Source organism: Variovorax ginsengisoli, from assembly GCF_030486595.1.
Lineage (GTDB): Bacteria > Pseudomonadota > Gammaproteobacteria > Burkholderiales > Burkholderiaceae_C > Variovorax > Variovorax ginsengisoli_B.
Genome location: NZ_JAUJZH010000002.1, coordinates 426,215 through 442,757 on the forward strand (window position 1 = coordinate 426,215; position 16,543 = coordinate 442,757).

The 16,543-nt window shown below is 69.5% G+C and carries 14 protein-coding genes; 11 read left to right on the forward strand and 3 right to left on the reverse strand.

What is annotated here, in order from left to right:
* Positions 1-3: 3 nt before the first annotated feature.
* From QZH52_RS04560 to QZH52_RS04570, 3 genes are read right to left on the reverse strand one after another with little or no spacing between them, the layout of a single operon-like run.
* Positions 4-1,203 (reverse strand): amidohydrolase family protein, encoded by a 1,200-nt coding sequence (locus QZH52_RS04560; protein WP_301804529.1) that lies wholly within the window; start codon positions 1,201-1,203, stop codon positions 4-6.
* Positions 1,149-1,919 carry a TetR/AcrR family transcriptional regulator gene (locus tag QZH52_RS04565; protein ID WP_301804531.1) on the reverse strand — a complete coding sequence of 257 codons (771 nt, stop codon included), beginning with the start codon at positions 1,917-1,919 and terminating at the stop codon, positions 1,149-1,151. Before QZH52_RS04565 ends, QZH52_RS04560 begins: the two co-directional genes overlap by 55 nt.
* Before the next feature lie 13 nt (positions 1,920-1,932).
* On the reverse strand, positions 1,933-2,706 hold the full coding sequence (locus QZH52_RS04570; protein WP_286521705.1) for a ferredoxin--NADP reductase: 774 nt from the start codon (positions 2,704-2,706) through the stop codon (positions 1,933-1,935).
* Positions 2,707-2,954: 248 nt separating this feature from the next.
* Here QZH52_RS04570 and QZH52_RS04575 point away from each other — a divergent pair, with 248 nt between their 5' ends.
* The 11 genes from QZH52_RS04575 to QZH52_RS04625 all read left to right on the forward strand — a co-directional run bounded on the left by QZH52_RS04575 (position 2,955) and on the right by QZH52_RS04625 (position 16,528).
* A complete protein-coding gene (locus QZH52_RS04575; protein ID WP_301804535.1) occupies positions 2,955-4,580 on the forward strand; it encodes a 6-hydroxynicotinate reductase in 1,626 nt (541 codons plus the stop codon).
* Positions 4,581-4,585: 5 nt separating this feature from the next.
* Positions 4,586-5,512, forward strand: coding sequence for a UPF0280 family protein (locus QZH52_RS04580; RefSeq protein ID WP_301804539.1), 927 nt, complete (start codon positions 4,586-4,588; stop codon positions 5,510-5,512).
* A gap of 21 nt (positions 5,513-5,533) precedes the next feature.
* A complete protein-coding gene (locus QZH52_RS04585; RefSeq protein WP_301804541.1) occupies positions 5,534-6,175 on the forward strand; it encodes an amino acid synthesis family protein in 642 nt (213 codons plus the stop codon).
* A 25-nt stretch (positions 6,176-6,200) separates the two neighbouring features.
* A complete protein-coding gene (locus QZH52_RS04590; RefSeq protein ID WP_301804544.1) occupies positions 6,201-6,785 on the forward strand; it encodes an amino acid synthesis family protein in 585 nt (194 codons plus the stop codon).
* A gap of 132 nt (positions 6,786-6,917) precedes the next feature.
* On the forward strand, positions 6,918-8,129 hold the full coding sequence (locus QZH52_RS04595; RefSeq protein ID WP_301804547.1) for an ABC transporter substrate-binding protein: 1,212 nt from the start codon (positions 6,918-6,920) through the stop codon (positions 8,127-8,129).
* A gap of 18 nt (positions 8,130-8,147) precedes the next feature.
* On the forward strand, positions 8,148-10,064 hold the full coding sequence (locus QZH52_RS04600) for an ABC transporter permease (protein WP_301804550.1): 1,917 nt from the start codon (positions 8,148-8,150) through the stop codon (positions 10,062-10,064).
* On the forward strand, positions 10,061-10,864 hold the full coding sequence (locus QZH52_RS04605; RefSeq protein WP_301804551.1) for an ABC transporter ATP-binding protein: 804 nt from the start codon (positions 10,061-10,063) through the stop codon (positions 10,862-10,864). Before QZH52_RS04600 ends, QZH52_RS04605 begins: the two co-directional genes overlap by 4 nt.
* Positions 10,861-11,595 (forward strand): ABC transporter ATP-binding protein, encoded by a 735-nt coding sequence (locus QZH52_RS04610; RefSeq protein ID WP_286521712.1) that lies wholly within the window; start codon positions 10,861-10,863, stop codon positions 11,593-11,595. The genes QZH52_RS04605 and QZH52_RS04610 overlap by 4 nt, the downstream gene beginning before the upstream one ends.
* Positions 11,596-11,623: 28 nt before the next feature.
* Positions 11,624-12,340, forward strand: coding sequence for a bifunctional nicotinamidase/pyrazinamidase (gene pncA / locus QZH52_RS04615; RefSeq protein WP_301804555.1), 717 nt, complete (start codon positions 11,624-11,626; stop codon positions 12,338-12,340).
* A 13-nt stretch (positions 12,341-12,353) separates the two neighbouring features.
* The gene (locus tag QZH52_RS04620; RefSeq protein ID WP_301804558.1) at positions 12,354-12,833 is read left to right on the forward strand and encodes a (2Fe-2S)-binding protein; all 480 of its coding nucleotides are present in this window, start codon (positions 12,354-12,356) and stop codon (positions 12,831-12,833) included.
* Positions 12,830-16,528 carry a molybdopterin cofactor-binding domain-containing protein gene (locus QZH52_RS04625; RefSeq protein ID WP_301804562.1) on the forward strand — a complete coding sequence of 1,233 codons (3,699 nt, stop codon included), beginning with the start codon at positions 12,830-12,832 and terminating at the stop codon, positions 16,526-16,528. Before QZH52_RS04620 ends, QZH52_RS04625 begins: the two co-directional genes overlap by 4 nt.
* Positions 16,529-16,543: the final 15 nt, after the last annotated feature.

Here is a 16,543-nt window from a genome sequence, read left to right on the forward strand (position 1 = left end):
CGTTCAATGCCCGCCTGACACCACCACCGGAATCTCCGTCGCCGGCGGCGTGTTGCGGCTGCGTCCGCAGCGCACGATGCCGTCGATCATGACCATCCCGACGCCCGGGATGTCGCCCAGCTGCACGCTCTCGAGCAGGCCGGGGGCGGGCGAGTGCTGGGCCCGGTCCATGAAGACGAAGTCGGCGTCGCGGCCGACCTCGACCAGCCCGCAGTTGAGCTTGCGGATGCGCGCCGTGTTGCCGGTCGCGAAGCAGAACACCAGCTCGGCCGGGATGTTGGCGATCGACGAGAGCATCGCCACCATGCGCAGGATGCCCAGCGGCTGCACGCCCGAGCCGGCCGGCCCATCGGTGCCGAGGATCACGCGGTGCGGGCACTTGAGGTCGAGCGCCGCCTTGGCGGCTGCGATGGCGACGCGCTCGTTGCCGTTGTGCACGATCTCGATCGCCCGCGACGACTTCTCGCACAGCTCGCACACGTGCGCCTCGGGCAGCGAGGTATGGCCGCCATTGATGTGGCCGATGATGTCGGCGTCGGCTTCGAGCACCACGTCCTTGTCGATCAGGCCCGAGCCCGGGATCGACGGGCCGCCCGTGTGGATGGTGCTCTGGATGCCGTACTTGCGGGCCCAGGCGACCATTTCCTTGGCCTCGTAGCCGGCCTTGACCGAGCCCAGGCCCACTTCGCCGAGCAGGCCCACGCCGGCCTCGGCCAGTTCCTTGAAGTCGCTCTCGACCATGCCCTTCTCGATCACCGGCGCGCCGGCCAGCACCTTGACGCCGCCGGGGCGGAAGTTGTCGAAGGCGCGCTGCGCGGTGATGGCCAGCGCCTTCAGGCCGACGATGTCCTTGGGCCGCCCGGGCAGGTGAACCTCGCCGGCCGAGATCATGGTCGTGACGCCGCCGTTCATGGTGGAGTCGATCCAGCCGATCTGGCCCTGGCGCGGCGTCCAGTCGCCGAACACCGGATGCACATGGCTGTCAATCAGGCCCGGCGCGACGCAGGTCTTCTTGCAGTCGATGACGGTCTTCGCGCCTTCGAGGTCGCAGTCCTTCTCCTTGCCGACCGCGACGATCAGCCCGTCGACGACGACGATGGTGTCGGCGTCCAGGATGGGCTTGTCGATGTCGCCCGACAGCAGCAGGCCTATGTTCCGGATGACGACCTTGCCCGACTTGGCGCCGGTTGCGACTTCTGCCATTTCTTTTCCTCGTGAGTGGATTCTTCCTCGGAAGCTCCGGCATCGACGGTGCGCAGCACGGTCTCGATCACGAAGTCTTCCCAATGCGCGACCGCCTCCGGCGTCTCCAGGGGCTCGCCGAGGAACGCGGTCAGCGTGTGCCGGTTCGACGTGTAGAAATAGCCGGTCGAGGCGATCAGCAGGTACAGGTCGCGCGGTGCCACTTCGTCGCGGAACAGCCCCTGCTGGACGCCCGCGGCGACGATCTCGCTGATGATCGAGATGGCCCGCGACGAGTATTCGCGCGCCCGCAGCGACTTGGCGATGTGCCGGCCCTTGTGCAGGTTCTCGGTGTTCAGGAGCGTGACGAACTCGGGGTTCTTGCGGTAGTAGCCGAGCACGAAGCGGATCACCGCGGTGAGCGACTCCACCGGCCGCGAGGCATCGAGGTCGATCGCGGCCTCGGCGTCGTCCATGCGCCGGTAGATGCCTTCGAGCACCGCGATGAACAGGCCTTCCTTGCTTCCGAAGTAGTAGTAGATCATGCGGTCGTACGACTTGGCGGCCTTCGAGATCTTCTCGACGCTGCCGCCGTCGTAGCCGTACTTCGCGAACACCTTGGTGGCCGCGCGCAGGATGCTCTCGCGGGTGGCTTGCGCCGCGGCCTCGCGCACGCCGGTGCGGCGCGTCGCGGGCTTGGGCGCGCTCTTGCGCGCGGCTGCCTTGGCCTCGGGCATCTGCGGCTTCGCTCTACTTTTCGGCAAAGGCGCGCTCGACCACGTAGTCGCCCGGCGTCGAGGTATTGCCTTCCTTGAAGCCGCGGGCCTCGAGGATGTGCTTGAGGTCGACCAGCAGGCCCGGGCTGCCGCACAGCATGACGCGGTCTTCGGCGGCATTGAGCGGCGGCAGGCCGAGGTCGTCGGTGAGCTTGTTGCTTTCGATCAGCTCGGTGATCCGGCCCATGTTGCGGAACTCCTCGCGCGTCACGGTCGGGTAGTAGAGCAACTGCTTCTCGATCATCTCGCCGAGGATCTCGTGCTTGGGCAGATGGTCGGTGACCAGGTCGTGGTAGGCCAGCTCGTCGACCTGGCGCACGCCGTGCACCAGGACGACCTGCTCGTACTTCTCGTAGGTCTCGGGGTCGCGGATGATGCTCATGAACGGCGCCAGGCCGGTGCCGGTGCCGAACAGGTAGAGCCGCTTGCCCGGCAGCGTGTAGTCGATCAGCAGGGTGCCGGTGGGCTTGCGGCCCACGATGACCGTGTCGCCGACCTGGATGTGCTGCAGCCGGGAGGTCAGCGGGCCTTCTTCCACCTTGATGCTGAGGAACTCCAGGTGCTCCTCGTAGTTCGGGCTGACGATGCTGTAGGCCCGCAGCAGCGGCTTGTTGTTGACCTTCAGGCCGATCATCGTGAAGTGGCCGTTGGAGAAACGCAGGGCCGGATCGCGGGTGGTGGTGAAGGTGAACAGCCGGTCGGTCCAGTGGTGGACGCTGAGCACGCGTTCTTCGCTGAATGCACTCATAAGGGTCAGGAATGGTTATGAACGAACAAGGGATGCACCAATTGTCGGCGATGCCCGCGAAAACCCCAATGCAAGCATCGGGCCCGCTTGCTACATTGGATCAATAAATGTAGCGTTCACCACATGAAAGTGTAGGGAATGCTACACAAACGTCAGTTCCAGCACAAGAGAAGGTGCCAGCGGGCGGCCGGCACAGATGTTGCACCTCCGCTCGCCTTCCCTCCCCAGACTGCCACGAGACCCCCGCGATGACCGAACACACCAAGACAGATGGATTGCCCGGCATGGACATGCCGGTGGTGCCCGAAGCCCTGGGCCGCGCGCCGCTGCGCAACGAGCGCATGAGCACCAGCAAGGTCGAGTGCAACGCCTGCCCGGTGCTGTGCCAGATCTCCGACGGCCGCACCGGCGCCTGCGACCGCTACGCCAACCGCGCCGGCGTGCTGGTGCGGGTCGACCCGGTGGTGCTGTTGCGGCGCGAACTGGCGAGCGAATCGCCGGCGCTGGTGCCGTTCGCGCGCATCGGCAACGAGGTCGATGGGGGCGGGCAAGCCGAAGTGCCGGTGGCCGATGCCGACTGGGACGGCGATCTCCTGCATGCCGACGAGGTCTTCGTGACCGGCGTGGGCTCCTCCACCACTTATCCCGACTACAAGCCGGCGCCGTTCATCGTCGCCTCGAAGGCGCAGGGCGTCGACATGGTCACGGTCGTCACCGAAGGCATCTTCAGCTATTGCAGCTTCAAGGTGAAGATCGACACCGACCGCTTCCTCGGCGCCGAGCAGGCCAACGTCCGCTACAAGGGCGAGGTGGTTGGCCACGTCACCACGGCCGAATACGGCTCGCAGATGCTGTCGCTGGGTGGCGTGCACCACCTCACGGGCGGCAGCAAGAAGGAAGGCCGCATGACCTGCGAGCTGATGCAGCTGCTGGGCAACAAGAAGGCGGTCGAATGCGTGATCGACGGCGGCGCCAGCATGGTGATCCAGGCCGGCAAGGCGCCGATCGTCAATGGCGTCGAAGAGCAGCGCATGCGCGTGGGCTGCGGCTCGGCCGCGGTCGGCATCTTCGCGCGCCAGCTGTTCGGCCACGCCGACGAGGTGGTGGTGGTCGACGACCACATCACGGGCGTGCTGACCGAGCATCAGGCCGGGCGCTGCCTCGACATGGCGCCGTCGGGCATCCAGATGCGCGGGCGCAAGTCGACGCCGGGGCGCTATTTCCAGGTCGCGAATCCGGGCAATGGCTGGGGCGGCACCGACATCGACGATCCGCTGTCGATCATCGAGGGCTGGGAGGAGGGCGTGGCCCGGCCGGGCCTGCGCCTGCTGATGACCTCCACCACCGGCGAGCACGCGCAGTGGTATGTGCTCGACGAGCAATTGCAGCCTGTCGAGCAGCCGATGCCGGCCGAGGTGCGCCGCATCGTCGAGCGCATCGGCGAGAACTGCGAACCCTCGCTGTGCACGGTGCTGTTCCTCGGCGGCGCCGGCGGGTCCCTGCGCGCCGGCGTGACCGAGAACCCGGTGCTGCTCACGCGGGCCATCAAGCGGGCGCTGGTCAACGTGACCTGCGGCGGCGCGCCGGCCTACGTGTGGCCCGGCGGCGGCATCACGGTGATGGCCGACGTGCTGCGGATGCCCGACAACAGCTTCGGCACCGTGCCGACCCCGGCGATCGTCGCGCCCATCGAGTTCAGCATGCGGCGCGACGACTATGCCGCTCTGGGCGGCCACATGGAGCATGTGTTCTCGCTCGAACAGGCCCTGGCCCGCGGTGCCTGGCAGGACGACGGCGCCCCGCTGGCGCGCCGGTGGCTGCGCATGGATGCGGCCAATCCCTGGCCGCTGGGCCAGCCGCCGATGCTGGGTTGAATTTCATGCCCGCACAACGCACCGCGCTCGATGCAGGCCGCTGGCATCTGAACCACGGGCCGATCGACATCATCGCCGAAGCCCACGGCGATGCGGTCGAGGTCGCGGTGGCGCACGAGCATGTCTGGCGGCGCTTCGCCGCGCTGCTCGACGAGCTGGTGGCCGAGCTGCCCCTGCTGCGCCAGCCGGTGGCCGAGGGCGACTGTCCGCTGCGCGGCCCGGTGGCGCGCCGCATGTGGGAGGCTTGCGCGCCGTTTCGCGCCGGCTTCATCACGCCGATGGCCGCGGTCGCCGGTGCGGTGGCGCAGGAGCTGATCCCCTGCTACCACCGGCCGGGCATCGAGCGCGCCTGGATCAACAACGGCGGCGACATCGCCCTGCACCTGGCGACTGGCCAGAGCGCGCGCATCGGCTTGTTCGCCGACATCGCGCGCTTCGACCCGCGCGCGCCGGGCCTCATCACCACCGACGGCCAGTTCGAACTGCGCGCAGAAGATCCGGTGCGCGGCGTCGCCACCAGCGGCTGGCGCGGCCGCAGCTTCTCGCTCGGCATCGCCGACAGCGTGACGGTGCTGGCCGCAACCGCGGCCCAGGCCGACGCCGCGGCCACCGTGATCGCCAATGCGGTCGACGTCGACGATGCCGGCATCCAGCGCCGGCCGGCGAACGAATGCAAGGACGACAGCGACCTCGGCGACATCCCGGTGACGGTCGACGTCGGCACGCTGGCGCCCTCGAAAGTGCATCGTGCACTGGATGCGGGCGCCGAGCGCGCCAAGGCGCTGCAGCGTCTCGGGCTCGTGGCCTCCGCGGTGCTGGTCTGCCAGGGGCAGTGGCGGGTCGTCCAGCCCTTAAGCTCCGGGTTTGCGGAGCGGCTGCCGCAGAGCGAGGGCAGCATCGCTGCCGATGCAGTTGGTTCAGTATTTGCTTAACGAAAAGCAGGACACCTTTTCATGATCGATATCCGCCGCGTCTTCACCCATGTCGAGCACATCCACCACGAGTTCGGACCGCGCGCCGCGACGCCGCTGGTGCGGGGCGCCATCGGCGCGGTGCTGACCAATCCCTTCGCGGGCCGCTACGAACCCGACATCCTGCCGATGATGGCGCTGCTCGACCCGGTCGGCGTCGACATGGCGCACCGCCTGCGCGGCGCCATGGACGTGCCGGTCGAGCAGATCGCCACCTACGGCAAGGGCGCCATCGTCGGCGCCGCCGGCGAACTCGAGCACGGCGCGCTGTGGCATGTGCCCGGCGGCTATGCAATGCGCGAGCTGCTGGGCTGGAAAGGCGACCGCGAGGCCTACCGCAAGGGCCAGGCCGAAGAGAAGACCGGCCAGCCCGGCAACGCGCTGTCGATCGTGCCGTCGACCAAGAAGGTCGGCCCGCCCGGCGCCGCGCTCGACGTGCCGCTGACCAACATCAACGCCAGCTACGTGCGCGGCCAGTTCGATGCCATCGAGGTCCGCGTGCCGGGTGCGCCGGCGGCCGACGAGATCGTCTTCATCCTCGCGATGAGCACCGGCTACCGCGTGCATGATCGCGTTGGCGGTCTGCGGGCCGAGAACATTTCCAAGTGGGACGGCCTCCGCTGAACCCGACAGAGACAAGGAACCAACCATGAGTGCAAATATCCGCAAGCTCGTCGTCCAGGTCGACGAAACCCGCAAGGAAATGGGCCAGGCGATCGACCCGCCGACGCGCCGCGCGGTCGCCATCGCCGTGATCGACAACCCCTACGCCGGCCGCTACAGCGAATCGCTCGACGAGCTGATCGCGATCGGCGAGGAACTCGGCGCGCTGCTGGGCCAGAAGGCCGTGGCCGCGCTCGGCATCGCGCCCGGCCAGGCCCATAGCTATGGCAAGGCGGCGATCGTCGGCGAAGCGGGCGAGCTCGAGCATGCCGCGGCCATCCTCCATCCGAAGCTCGGCGCGCCGCTGCGGGTGGCGGTCGAGAAGGGTGCCGCGCTGGTGCCGTCGAGCAAGAAGCGCGGCACGCTCGGCACCGCCATCGACGTGCCGCTGGGCCACAAGGACGCGGCCTTCGTGCGCAGCCATTTCGACGCCATCGAGGCCCGGGTGTCCGATGCGCCGCGCGCCAACGAGATCGTGGTCGCGGTGGCGGTCACCGACAGCGGCCGCCCGCTGCCGCGGATCGGCGGCCTGCAAGTGTCCGAGATCAAGGGCGAAGACGGCCTCCGGTGATGAATGTGACCCCCACGCTCCTCACTTCGTGTGTCGCTGCCCCCCGAGGGGGCCGCAGGCCGCCTTGGGGCGGCCCGGCGCCGGCCTGATTGCCGCAAAATTTTCTTTCTGTTCGATCCCAAGGAGTTCCCGATGAATCCCATGCGCCTAGCCTTCACCGCGGCCGCCGTCGCCACGCTCGCCACCGCACTCGCTCCGGCGCATGCGCAGGGCGTCATCAAGATCGGCGAGATCAACAGCTACAAGGCGCAGCCCGCCTTCCTCGAGCCCTACAAGAAGGGGATGGAGCTGGCGGTCGACGAGATCAATGCGGCCGGCGGCGTCAACGGCAAGAAGATCGAACTGATCAGCCGCGACGACAACGCCAACCCGGGCGACGCGGTGCGCGTGGCCGAAGAACTGGTCTCGCGCGAGAAGGTCGACATCCTGGCCGGCACCTTCCTGTCGAACACCGGCATGGCGGTGGCCGACTTCGCCAAGCAGAAGAAGTTCTTCTTCCTGGCCGGCGAGCCGCTGACCGACAAGCTCACCTGGCAGGGCGGCAACGCCTACACCGTGCGCCTGCGTCCCGGCACCTACATGCAGGCCGCGATGCTGGTGCCCGAGGCGGCCAAGCTCAAGAAGAAGCGCTGGGCGGTGGTGTACCCCAACTACGAATACGGCCAGTCGGCCGTGGCGGCCTTCAAGACGCTGCTGAAGGCAGCCCAGCCCGATGTCGAGTTCGTCGCCGAGCAGGCCACGCCGCTCGGCAAGGTCGACGCCGGCAGCGTGGTGCAGGCGCTGTCCGATGCCAAGCCCGACGCGATCTTCAACGTGCTCTTTGGTGCCGACCTGTCGAAGTTCGTGCGCGAGGGCAACACCCGCGGCCTGTTCAAGGACCGCGAGGTGGTGAGCGTGCTCACCGGCGAGCCCGAATACATGGACCCGCTCAAGGACGAGGCGCCCAACGGCTGGATCGTCACCGGCTACCCGTGGTACGGCATCACGACGGCCGATCACAAGAAATTCGAGCAGGCCTACCAGGCCAAGTTCAAGGACTATCCGCGCCTGGGCTCGGTGGTCGGCTACAGCATGATCAAGTCGGCCGCGGCGGGCATCGCGAAGGCCAAGAGCACCGACACCGAGAAGGTGGTCGCGGCCTTCAAGGGCCTGCAGGTCGACACGCCCTTCGGCAAGATCACCTACCGCCCCGAGGACAACCAGTCGACCATGGGCGCCTTCGTGGGCCGCACCAAGAACGAGGGCGGCAAGGGCGTGATGGTCGACTACGTGTATCTCGACGGCGCCGACGCCAAGTACCAGCCGAGCGCCGCCGAGATCAAGAAGTCGCGCGCCGCCGACTGAGCCAGGAACGAACGGGTCATGAGCTTTTCAGGTTTCATCGTCCAGCTGCTCAACGGGCTGGCGAGCGCGTCCTCGCTGTTCCTCGTGGCGGCCGGGCTGTCGCTGATCTTCGGCGTCACGCGCATCGTGAACTTCGCCCATGGCTCGTTCTTCATGGTCGGCATCTACGTCGCCTACACGCTGGTCGACCGGCTGGGCACCGGCTTCGGCTTCTGGCCGGCGCTGGTGATGGCGGCACTCGCGGTCGGCGTGCTGGGTGCGCTGATCGAGGTGGTACTGCTGCGGCGCATCTACAAGGCGCCCGAGCTCTTTCAACTGCTGGCCACCTTCGCGCTCGTGCTGGTCATCAAGGACGCGGTGCTGTGGCTCTGGGGCCCCGACGAACTGCTGGGGCCGCGCGCGCCGGGCCTCGCCGGTTCGGTCATGATCCTCGGGCGGCAGTTTCCTTCCTACGACCTGTTCCTGATCGTGGTCGGTCCGGTGGTGCTCGGCCTGGTCTGGCTGCTGCTGACCCGCACCCGCTTCGGCACCCTGGTGCGCGCCGCCACGCAAGACCGTGAGATGGTCAGCGCGCTGGGCGTCAACCAGGCCTGGCTGTTCACCGCGGTGTTCGCGCTCGGCGCGCTGCTCGCGGGCCTGGGCGGCGCGCTGCAGCTGCCGCGCGAGCCCGCCACGCTCGAGATGGACCTCAACACCATCGGCGCGGCCTTCGTGGTGGTGGTGGTCGGCGGCATGGGCTCGATCCCCGGCGCCTACGCCGCCGCGCTGCTGATCGCCGAGATCAAGGCGATCTGCATCTGGCTCGGCGTGGTCGACGTGTTCGGCATCCCGGTCTCGTTCTCCAAGCTCACGCTGGTGGTCGACTTCCTGGTCATGGCCGTGGTGCTGGTCTGGCGCCCCTGGGGCCTGTTCGGCAAGCCGCAGGCGCCGAGCCGCTACGTCGGCATGCAGGAAGAGCCTCTGCGGCGGCCCAGCCGCGCCTACGTGATCGCAGTCGCGCTGTTCGGCCTGGCGCTGGTCGCGATGCCCCTGCTCACGGCCGGCTCGCCCTACACCACCGTGCTGCTGATCGACCTGCTGATCGCCGCCCTGTTCGCTGCCAGCCTGCACTTCATCATGGGCCCGGCCGGCATGCACTCCTTCGGCCACGCGGCCTATTTCGGGCTCGGTGCCTACGGCGCCGCGCTGCTGGTGCGCGCCAGCGGGATGCCGATGGAACTGGCGCTGGTCGTCGCGCCGCTGGTGGCCGCGGCGGGCGCCTTCGTCTATGGCTGGTTCGCGGTGCGGCTGTCCGGGGTCTATCTCGCGATGCTCACCTTGGCCTTCGCCCAGATCACCTGGGCCATCACCTACCAGTGGGACAGCTTCACCGGCGGCAGCAACGGCCTCACGGGTGTCTGGCCTTCCGAGTGGCTGGCCGACAAGCGGACCTACTACTGGGTCACGCTGGCGCTGGTCGGGCTGGGCGTGTGGTGGCTGCGCCGCGTGCTGTTCTCGCCCTTCGGCTATGCGCTGCGCGCCGGCCGCGATTCGCAGCTGCGTGCCGATGCGATCGGCATCGACGTCAAGCGCATGCAGTGGGCCGCCTTCGTGATCGCCGGCACCGCGGCGGGCCTGGCGGGGGCGCTCTATGCCTTCTCCAAGGGCAGCATCTCGCCTGAATCGCTGAGCGTCGGCAAGTCGGTCGACGGGCTGGTGATGGTGCTGCTCGGCGGCATCCAGACACTGGCCGGCCCGGTGGTCGGCGCGGTCACCTTCACCTGGCTGCACGACACCGTGGCGCGCAACACCGACTACTGGCGCGCGATGCTGGGCGGCATCATCCTGCTGCTGGTGCTGCTGTTCCCGCAGGGCATCGCGGGCTTCGCCAAGCAGCTCTTCGATCGCCGCCGGCACAAGGCCGAAGCGGTCGAACTGGAAGAGGTGAAGGCATGAGCCTCCTCAAAGTCAACGAACTCGGCAAGTCCTTCGGCGGCGTCAAGGCGGTCGACGGCATCAGCTTCGAGCTCGCGGCCGGCGAACTGCTGGCACTCATCGGCCCCAACGGCGCGGGCAAGTCGACCACCTTCAACATGGTCAACGGCCAGCTCAACGCCGACCGCGGATCGATCCTGCTCGACGGCCAGGAACTGGTGGGGCGCAAGCCGCGCGAGATCTGGCGCCTGGGCGTGGGACGCACCTTCCAGATCGCCGAGACCTTCGCCTCGCTCACCGTGGTCGAGAACGTGCAGATGGCGCTGCTGTCGCACGACCACAAGCTGTTCTCGACCTGGCGCCGCGCCTCGGACCACAAGCGCGACGAGGCGCTGGCGCTGCTCGACCAGGTCGGCATGAAGTCGCAAGCCGACCGGCCCTGCAGCGTGCTGGCCTACGGCGACGTCAAGCGGGTCGAGCTCGCGATCGCGATGGCCAACAGCCCGAAGCTGCTGCTCATGGACGAACCCACCGCGGGCATGGCACCCAAGGAGCGCAACTCGCTGATGGCCCTGACCAAGCAGCTCGTGATCGACCGCGGCATGGCGGTGCTGTTCACGGAACACAGCATGGACGTCGTGTTCGCCTACGCCGACCGCATGATCGTGCTGGCCCGCGGGCGCCTGATCGCCCAGGGCAAGCCGCTCGAGATCCGCGACCATCCGAAGGTGCAGGAGGTGTACTTCGGCAGCGGCAAGACCTTCGAGAAGATTGCACAGAAGGCCGCTGCGGTGAACGCGGCGGTCGGGGAGCACGCATGAGTTCACACGAGACCTTGCTCGAAGCCAAGGCCCTGTGCGCCTGGTATGGCGCCGCGCAGATCCTCTACGACGTCGATCTCGAGGTCCGGCGCGGCGAAGTGGTCGCGCTGATGGGCCGCAACGGCGCCGGCAAGTCGACCACGCTCAAGGCGCTGATCGGCATGCTGGCCAAGCGCCGCGGCGCGGTGCGCTTCCTCGGCCACGACATCTCGAAGAGCGAGCCGCATCTGGCGGCCCGGCTGGGCCTGGGCTTCGTGCCCGAGGACCGGCGCGTGTTCACCGACCTCAGCGTGATGGAGAACCTCGAGGTCGGGCGGCAGCCGGCACGCCGCTGGAGCGACGGCACCGACGCGCCGCTGTGGACGCCCGAGCGCCTGTTCAAGCTGTTCCCGAACCTTGGCGAGATGCCGAACCGCCCGGGCGGCCGCATGAGCGGCGGCGAGCAGCAGATGCTGACCGTGGCGCGCACGCTGATGGGCAACCCGTACCTGGTGCTGCTCGACGAGCCCTCGGAGGGTGTCGCGCCCGTGATCGTCGAGCAGATGGCGAACATGATCCTGGAGCTGAAGGCGCAGGGCGTGAGCATCCTGCTGTCCGAGCAGAACATGCACTTCGCGGAGCTGGTGTCCGACCGGGCCTACGTGCTCGAGAAGGGGCAGATCCGCTACCAGGCGTCGATGGCCGAACTGGCGGCCAACGACGAAGTCCGCCGTGCCTACCTGAGCGTCTGAGTCTTTGTTCAACCCGAGGAGCGACACCATGCAACGCAGAACCGTCCTGAAATCCGCGGCCGCTTTCGGCCTTGTCGGTGGCCTTGGCATTTCGATGCCGCTGTTCGCGGCCGCGAAGATCAAGCCGGCGGCCAATGCGGCGCTGATCGTGGTCGACGTGCAGAACTGCTTCATCGAAGGCGGCACGCTGCCGGTGAAGGGCGGCGCCGAAGTGGTGCCGGTCATCAACAAGCTCGCCGATGCGTTCCAGAACATCGTCGTCACGCAGGACTGGCACACGCCCGGCCATGCCTCGTTCGCCAGCACCTACGCCGGCAAGAAGCCCTTCGAGAGCACCAAGCTCAGCTACGGCTCGCAGGTGCTGTGGCCCGACCACTGCGTGCAGGGCACCGACGACGCCGCGCTCAACAAGGACCTGAAGCTGCCGACCGCGCAGATCATCATCCGCAAGGGCTTCCACAAGGACATGGACAGCTATTCGGCCTTCGAGGAGGCCGACCACAAGACCGCCACCGGGCTGGCCGGCTACCTGAAGGCGCGGGGCGTGAAGACCGTGTTCGTCACCGGCCTGGCGACCGACTTCTGCGTCGCCTGGACCGCGATGGATGCACGCAAGGCGGGCTTCGAGGTCTACGTGATCGAGGACGCGACGCGCGCCATCGACCTCAATGGCTCGCTGGCCGCGGCATGGAAGCAGATGGCGGCCAAGGGCGTGAAGCGCATCCAGTCCACGGACATCGTCTGAGCCGCCCGGGAAGATGCCGGAGCTCGGACTCAAGGTCAACGGACGCAGCGTCGAACTCAGGGCGTCGCATGAGGCCTCGCTGCTGCATGTGCTGCGCAACGACCTGGGGCTCAACGGGCCCAAGTTCGGCTGCGGCCTCGGCCAGTGCGGCGCCTGCACCGTGTGGGTCGACGGCACGGCGGCGCGGGCCTGCGTGATTCCGGCGCACGGCGTGGCCGGCCGCGAGATCACCACGCTCGAAGGCCTCGGCACCCGTGAGCACTGGCATCCCGTGCAGCAGGGCTTCGAAGACGCCCAGGCCGCGCAGTGCGGCTACTGCCTCAACGGCATGGTAATGCAGGCCGCGGCGCTGCTCGCGCGCGAGCCGAATCCGAGCGAGGCGCGCATCCGCAGCGAGCTGTCGGGCAACCTGTGCCGTTGCGGCACCCACGTCGAGATCCTGGACGCGGTGCAGCGTGCCGCGCTGCGGATCGCGGAAGGCGCCGGCACGTGACGCGCCGCGCCGACCTGCCCCGCACGCGCAGCGATTTCCTCCAGGCCGACGGCGTTCTCGTCGTCGTGCGCGAGACGCCCCCGGCGCCGCCGCCGTCGCCGGGCCAGCCGGCGGCAGTGGCGGGCGATCCGGCCGAGGGGCCGGAGGTGCTGCTTGCGGTCTGGGACGACGGCAGCGTCACGGCGCTGAACGGCCATGTCGACCTCGGCACCGGCATCCAGACCGCCCTGTCGCAGATCGTGGCCGAGGAGCTCGACCTGCCGATGGCGCAGGTCCGCATGGTGCTCGGAGACACCGCGCGCGCGCCCAACCAGGGGGCGACGATCGCCAGCGCCTCGATCCAGATCCACGCGGCCCCGCTGCGGCATGCGGCGGCACAGGCGCGCGGCTGGCTGATCGCGCAGGCAGCGGAGCAACTGGGCGTGCAGCCCGCGCTGCTGACCCTGCGCGACGGCCGGGTCCGGCACCGCGACGACCCGGCCTTCGGCATCGGCATCGGCGAGCTGGTGGCCGGCGGCCGCAGCGTGCTGCAGCTGGACACGTTGTCGAAACCGAAGGACCCGGCCGACTACCGCATCGTCGGCCGTTCGCAGCCGCGCGTCGATATCCCTGCCAAGCTGGCCGGCGAGACCGTCTTCGTGCACGACATGCGCCTGCCCGGCATGCTGCACGGCCGCGTCGTGCGGCCGCCCTATGCGGGGGCGGACCATGGCGACTACATCGGCAACACGCTGGAGTCGGTCGACGAGGCCTCGATCGCGCACATTCCCGGCATCCGTGCCGTGGTCGTGATCCGCGATTTCGTCGGCATCGTCGCCGAGCGCGAGGAGCACGCCGAACAGGCGCTGCGCGAACTGCGCGTGCACTGGAAGGCCTGGCCCGGCCTGCCGCCGCTGGACGACCTCGAAGGGGCGATCAGCGCCAATCCGTCGACGCAGCGCCTGCTGGTCGACGAAGGCGATGCCGACGCCGGGCTGGCGGGGGCGGCGCAGCCGATGCCGCGCACCTATGTCTGGCCCTATCAGATGCATGCGTCGATCGGTCCTTCGTGCGCGCTGGCGCATTGGCAGCCGGGTGGTGAGGCCGAACTCCGCGTCTGGGCCGGTTCCCAGAACCCGCACGTGCTGCGGGCCGACCTGGCGAAGCTGATGGGCCTGGACGACACCGCGGTCGACGTGGTGCGCATGGAGGCCGCCGGCTGCTACGGCCGCAACGGCGCCGACGATGTCGCGGCCGACGCGGCCCTGCTGGCGCGCGCGGCCGGCGCCCCGGTGCGGGTGCAGCTCACGCGCGAGCAGGAGCACCTGTGGGAGCCCAAGGGCGCCGCGCAGCTGATGCGCGTCCAGGGCGGGCTCGATGCCGAGGGCGGCGTCGCGGCCTACGACTTCGAGACCTCCTACCCGTCGAACGGCGCGCCGACGCTGGCCTTGCTGCTGACCCGGGCCGTCGAGCCGGTGGCGCAGGCCTTCGAGATGGGCGACCGCACCGCGCGGCCGCCCTACACCTATCCGAACCTGCGGGTGAAGGTCAACGACATGGCGCCGATCGTGCGCGCCTCGTGGCTGCGCGGGGTGTCGGCGCTGCCGAGCTCGTTCGCCCACGAGTCCTATGTCGACGAACTCGCGACCGCCGCGGGTGTCGACCCGGTGGCTTTCCGGCTGCGCCATCTGCACGATCCGCGCGCCGCCGAGCTGGTGCGCCAGACCGCGCAGAAGGCCGGCTGGCGCATGCGCACGGGCCCGCAGGAGAACGCCGACAACGGCCTCGGCCCGGGCGGCGACGTGCTGTTCGGCCAGGGCTTCGCGTATGCGCGCTACGTACACAGCAAGTGGCCGGGCTTCGGCGCCGCCTGGTCGGCCTGGGTGGCCGATGTCGAGGTCAACCGCAAGACCGGCGAGGTGCATGTGCGGCGCGTGGTGGTCGGCCATGACGCCGGGCTGATGGTCAACCCGGCCGGTGTCGAGCACCAGATCCACGGCAACGTGATCCAGACGACCAGCCGCGCGCTCAAGGAGCAGGTGCGCTTCGCGCCGCAGGCCGCGCCCGGGTCGGCGCTGCTGCCCGGCCGGCCGCCCTCGGGCGTGGTCGCCAGCCGCGAGTGGGGCAGCTACCCGATCATCAACTTCCGCGAAGTGCCGGTGATCGAGGTGATGCACCTGCAGCGGCCCGGCGAGCCGTCGCTGGGCGCCGGCGAATCGTCCTCGGTGCCGGGCACCGCCGCGATCGCCAACGCGATCTTCGATGCCACCGGCGTGCGCTTCCGCTCGCCGCCGTTCACGCCCGAAGTGGTGCGGGCGGCGCTCAATCCGCTGCCGGCGCCGGCCGGGCCCGAAACCGCTCCCGCGGCGGCCCCGCGGCAGCTGCCGGCCTCCGCACCATGGCCGAAGCGGCGCGGCCTGTGGGCCGGCGCCGGCGCGCTCATCGTCGGCGGCATCGGCGTGGTCGCGGGGCTCGCGGGCTGGCGCTCGGCGATCGCGCCGGTCAGCTTCAGTGCGCCGGCTTACAGCGAGGCGACGATCGAGCGCGGCCGCCGGCTGGCCGCGCTCGGCGACTGCGCGGTCTGCCACACGGCGCCGGGCGGCACGCCCAACGCGGGCGGCCGGGCGATGGAGACGCCCTTCGGCACCATCTACACCACCAACCTCACGCCCGATGCCGACACCGGCCTCGGCCGCTGGTCGTTCACGGCCTTCCAGCGGGCGATGCGCGAGGGCATCTCGCGCGACGGCCATCACCTGTACCCGGCCTTTCCGTACACCGCCTTCGCCAAGACCAGCGACGACGACCTGCAGGCGCTCTACGCCTACTTCATGTCGCTGCCGCCGGTGCGCGCCGAGACGCCGCCGGCGGCGCTCAAGTTCCCCTTCGGCCTGCGTCCGCTGATGGCCGGCTGGAACGCGCTGTTCCACGACCCCGCGCCCTACCGGCCGGTGACGGCCCAGAGCGCCGAATGGAACCGTGGCGCCTACCTGGTCAACGGCCTGGGCCACTGCGGCGCCTGCCACACGCCGCGCAATGCGCTCGGCGCCGAGCGGGGCGGCAGCGCCTCGCTGTCGGGCGCGATGATCGATGGCTGGGAGGCGCCGGCGCTGACCGCGCTGTCGACCGCCGGCGTGCCGTGGACCGCCGACGCGCTCTACGGCTACCTGCGCCACGGCCATGCGAAAGCGCACGGCATCGCCGGCGGTCCGATGGCCGAGGTGGTGCGCGAGCTGGCGCAGGTGCCCGACGCCGACATCCGCGCCATGGCCACCTACCTGGCGTCCTTCAACACCGCCACCACGCCGGCGGAGGCGGAGGCCCGGGCGCAGCGCCTGGTGGCGGAGGCGGCGGCGCAGCAAGGCCGGCTGCTCGGGCCCGCGCAGCGCATGTTCGACAGCGCCTGCGCCGCCTGCCACCACGATGGCGACGGGCCGACGCTGCTGGGCGTGAACACGCCGCTGGCGCTCAACAGCAACCTCACGAGCGCGCGGCCCGACAACCTGCTGCGCACCATCCTCGACGGGGTGCGCGAACCGGCTGCGCGCGACATCGGCTTCATGCCGGCCTTCCGCGAGGCGCTCGACGATGCTCAGATCGCCGAGCTGGCCGGCTACATGCGAGCCCGCTTCGCGCCGCAGGAACCGGCCTGGGCGGACCTGCCCGGGCGCGTGGCCCGCCTGCGGGCCGAGACGCCGAGCGCCCCGCGACGCTGAGAGTCCCGTACGATC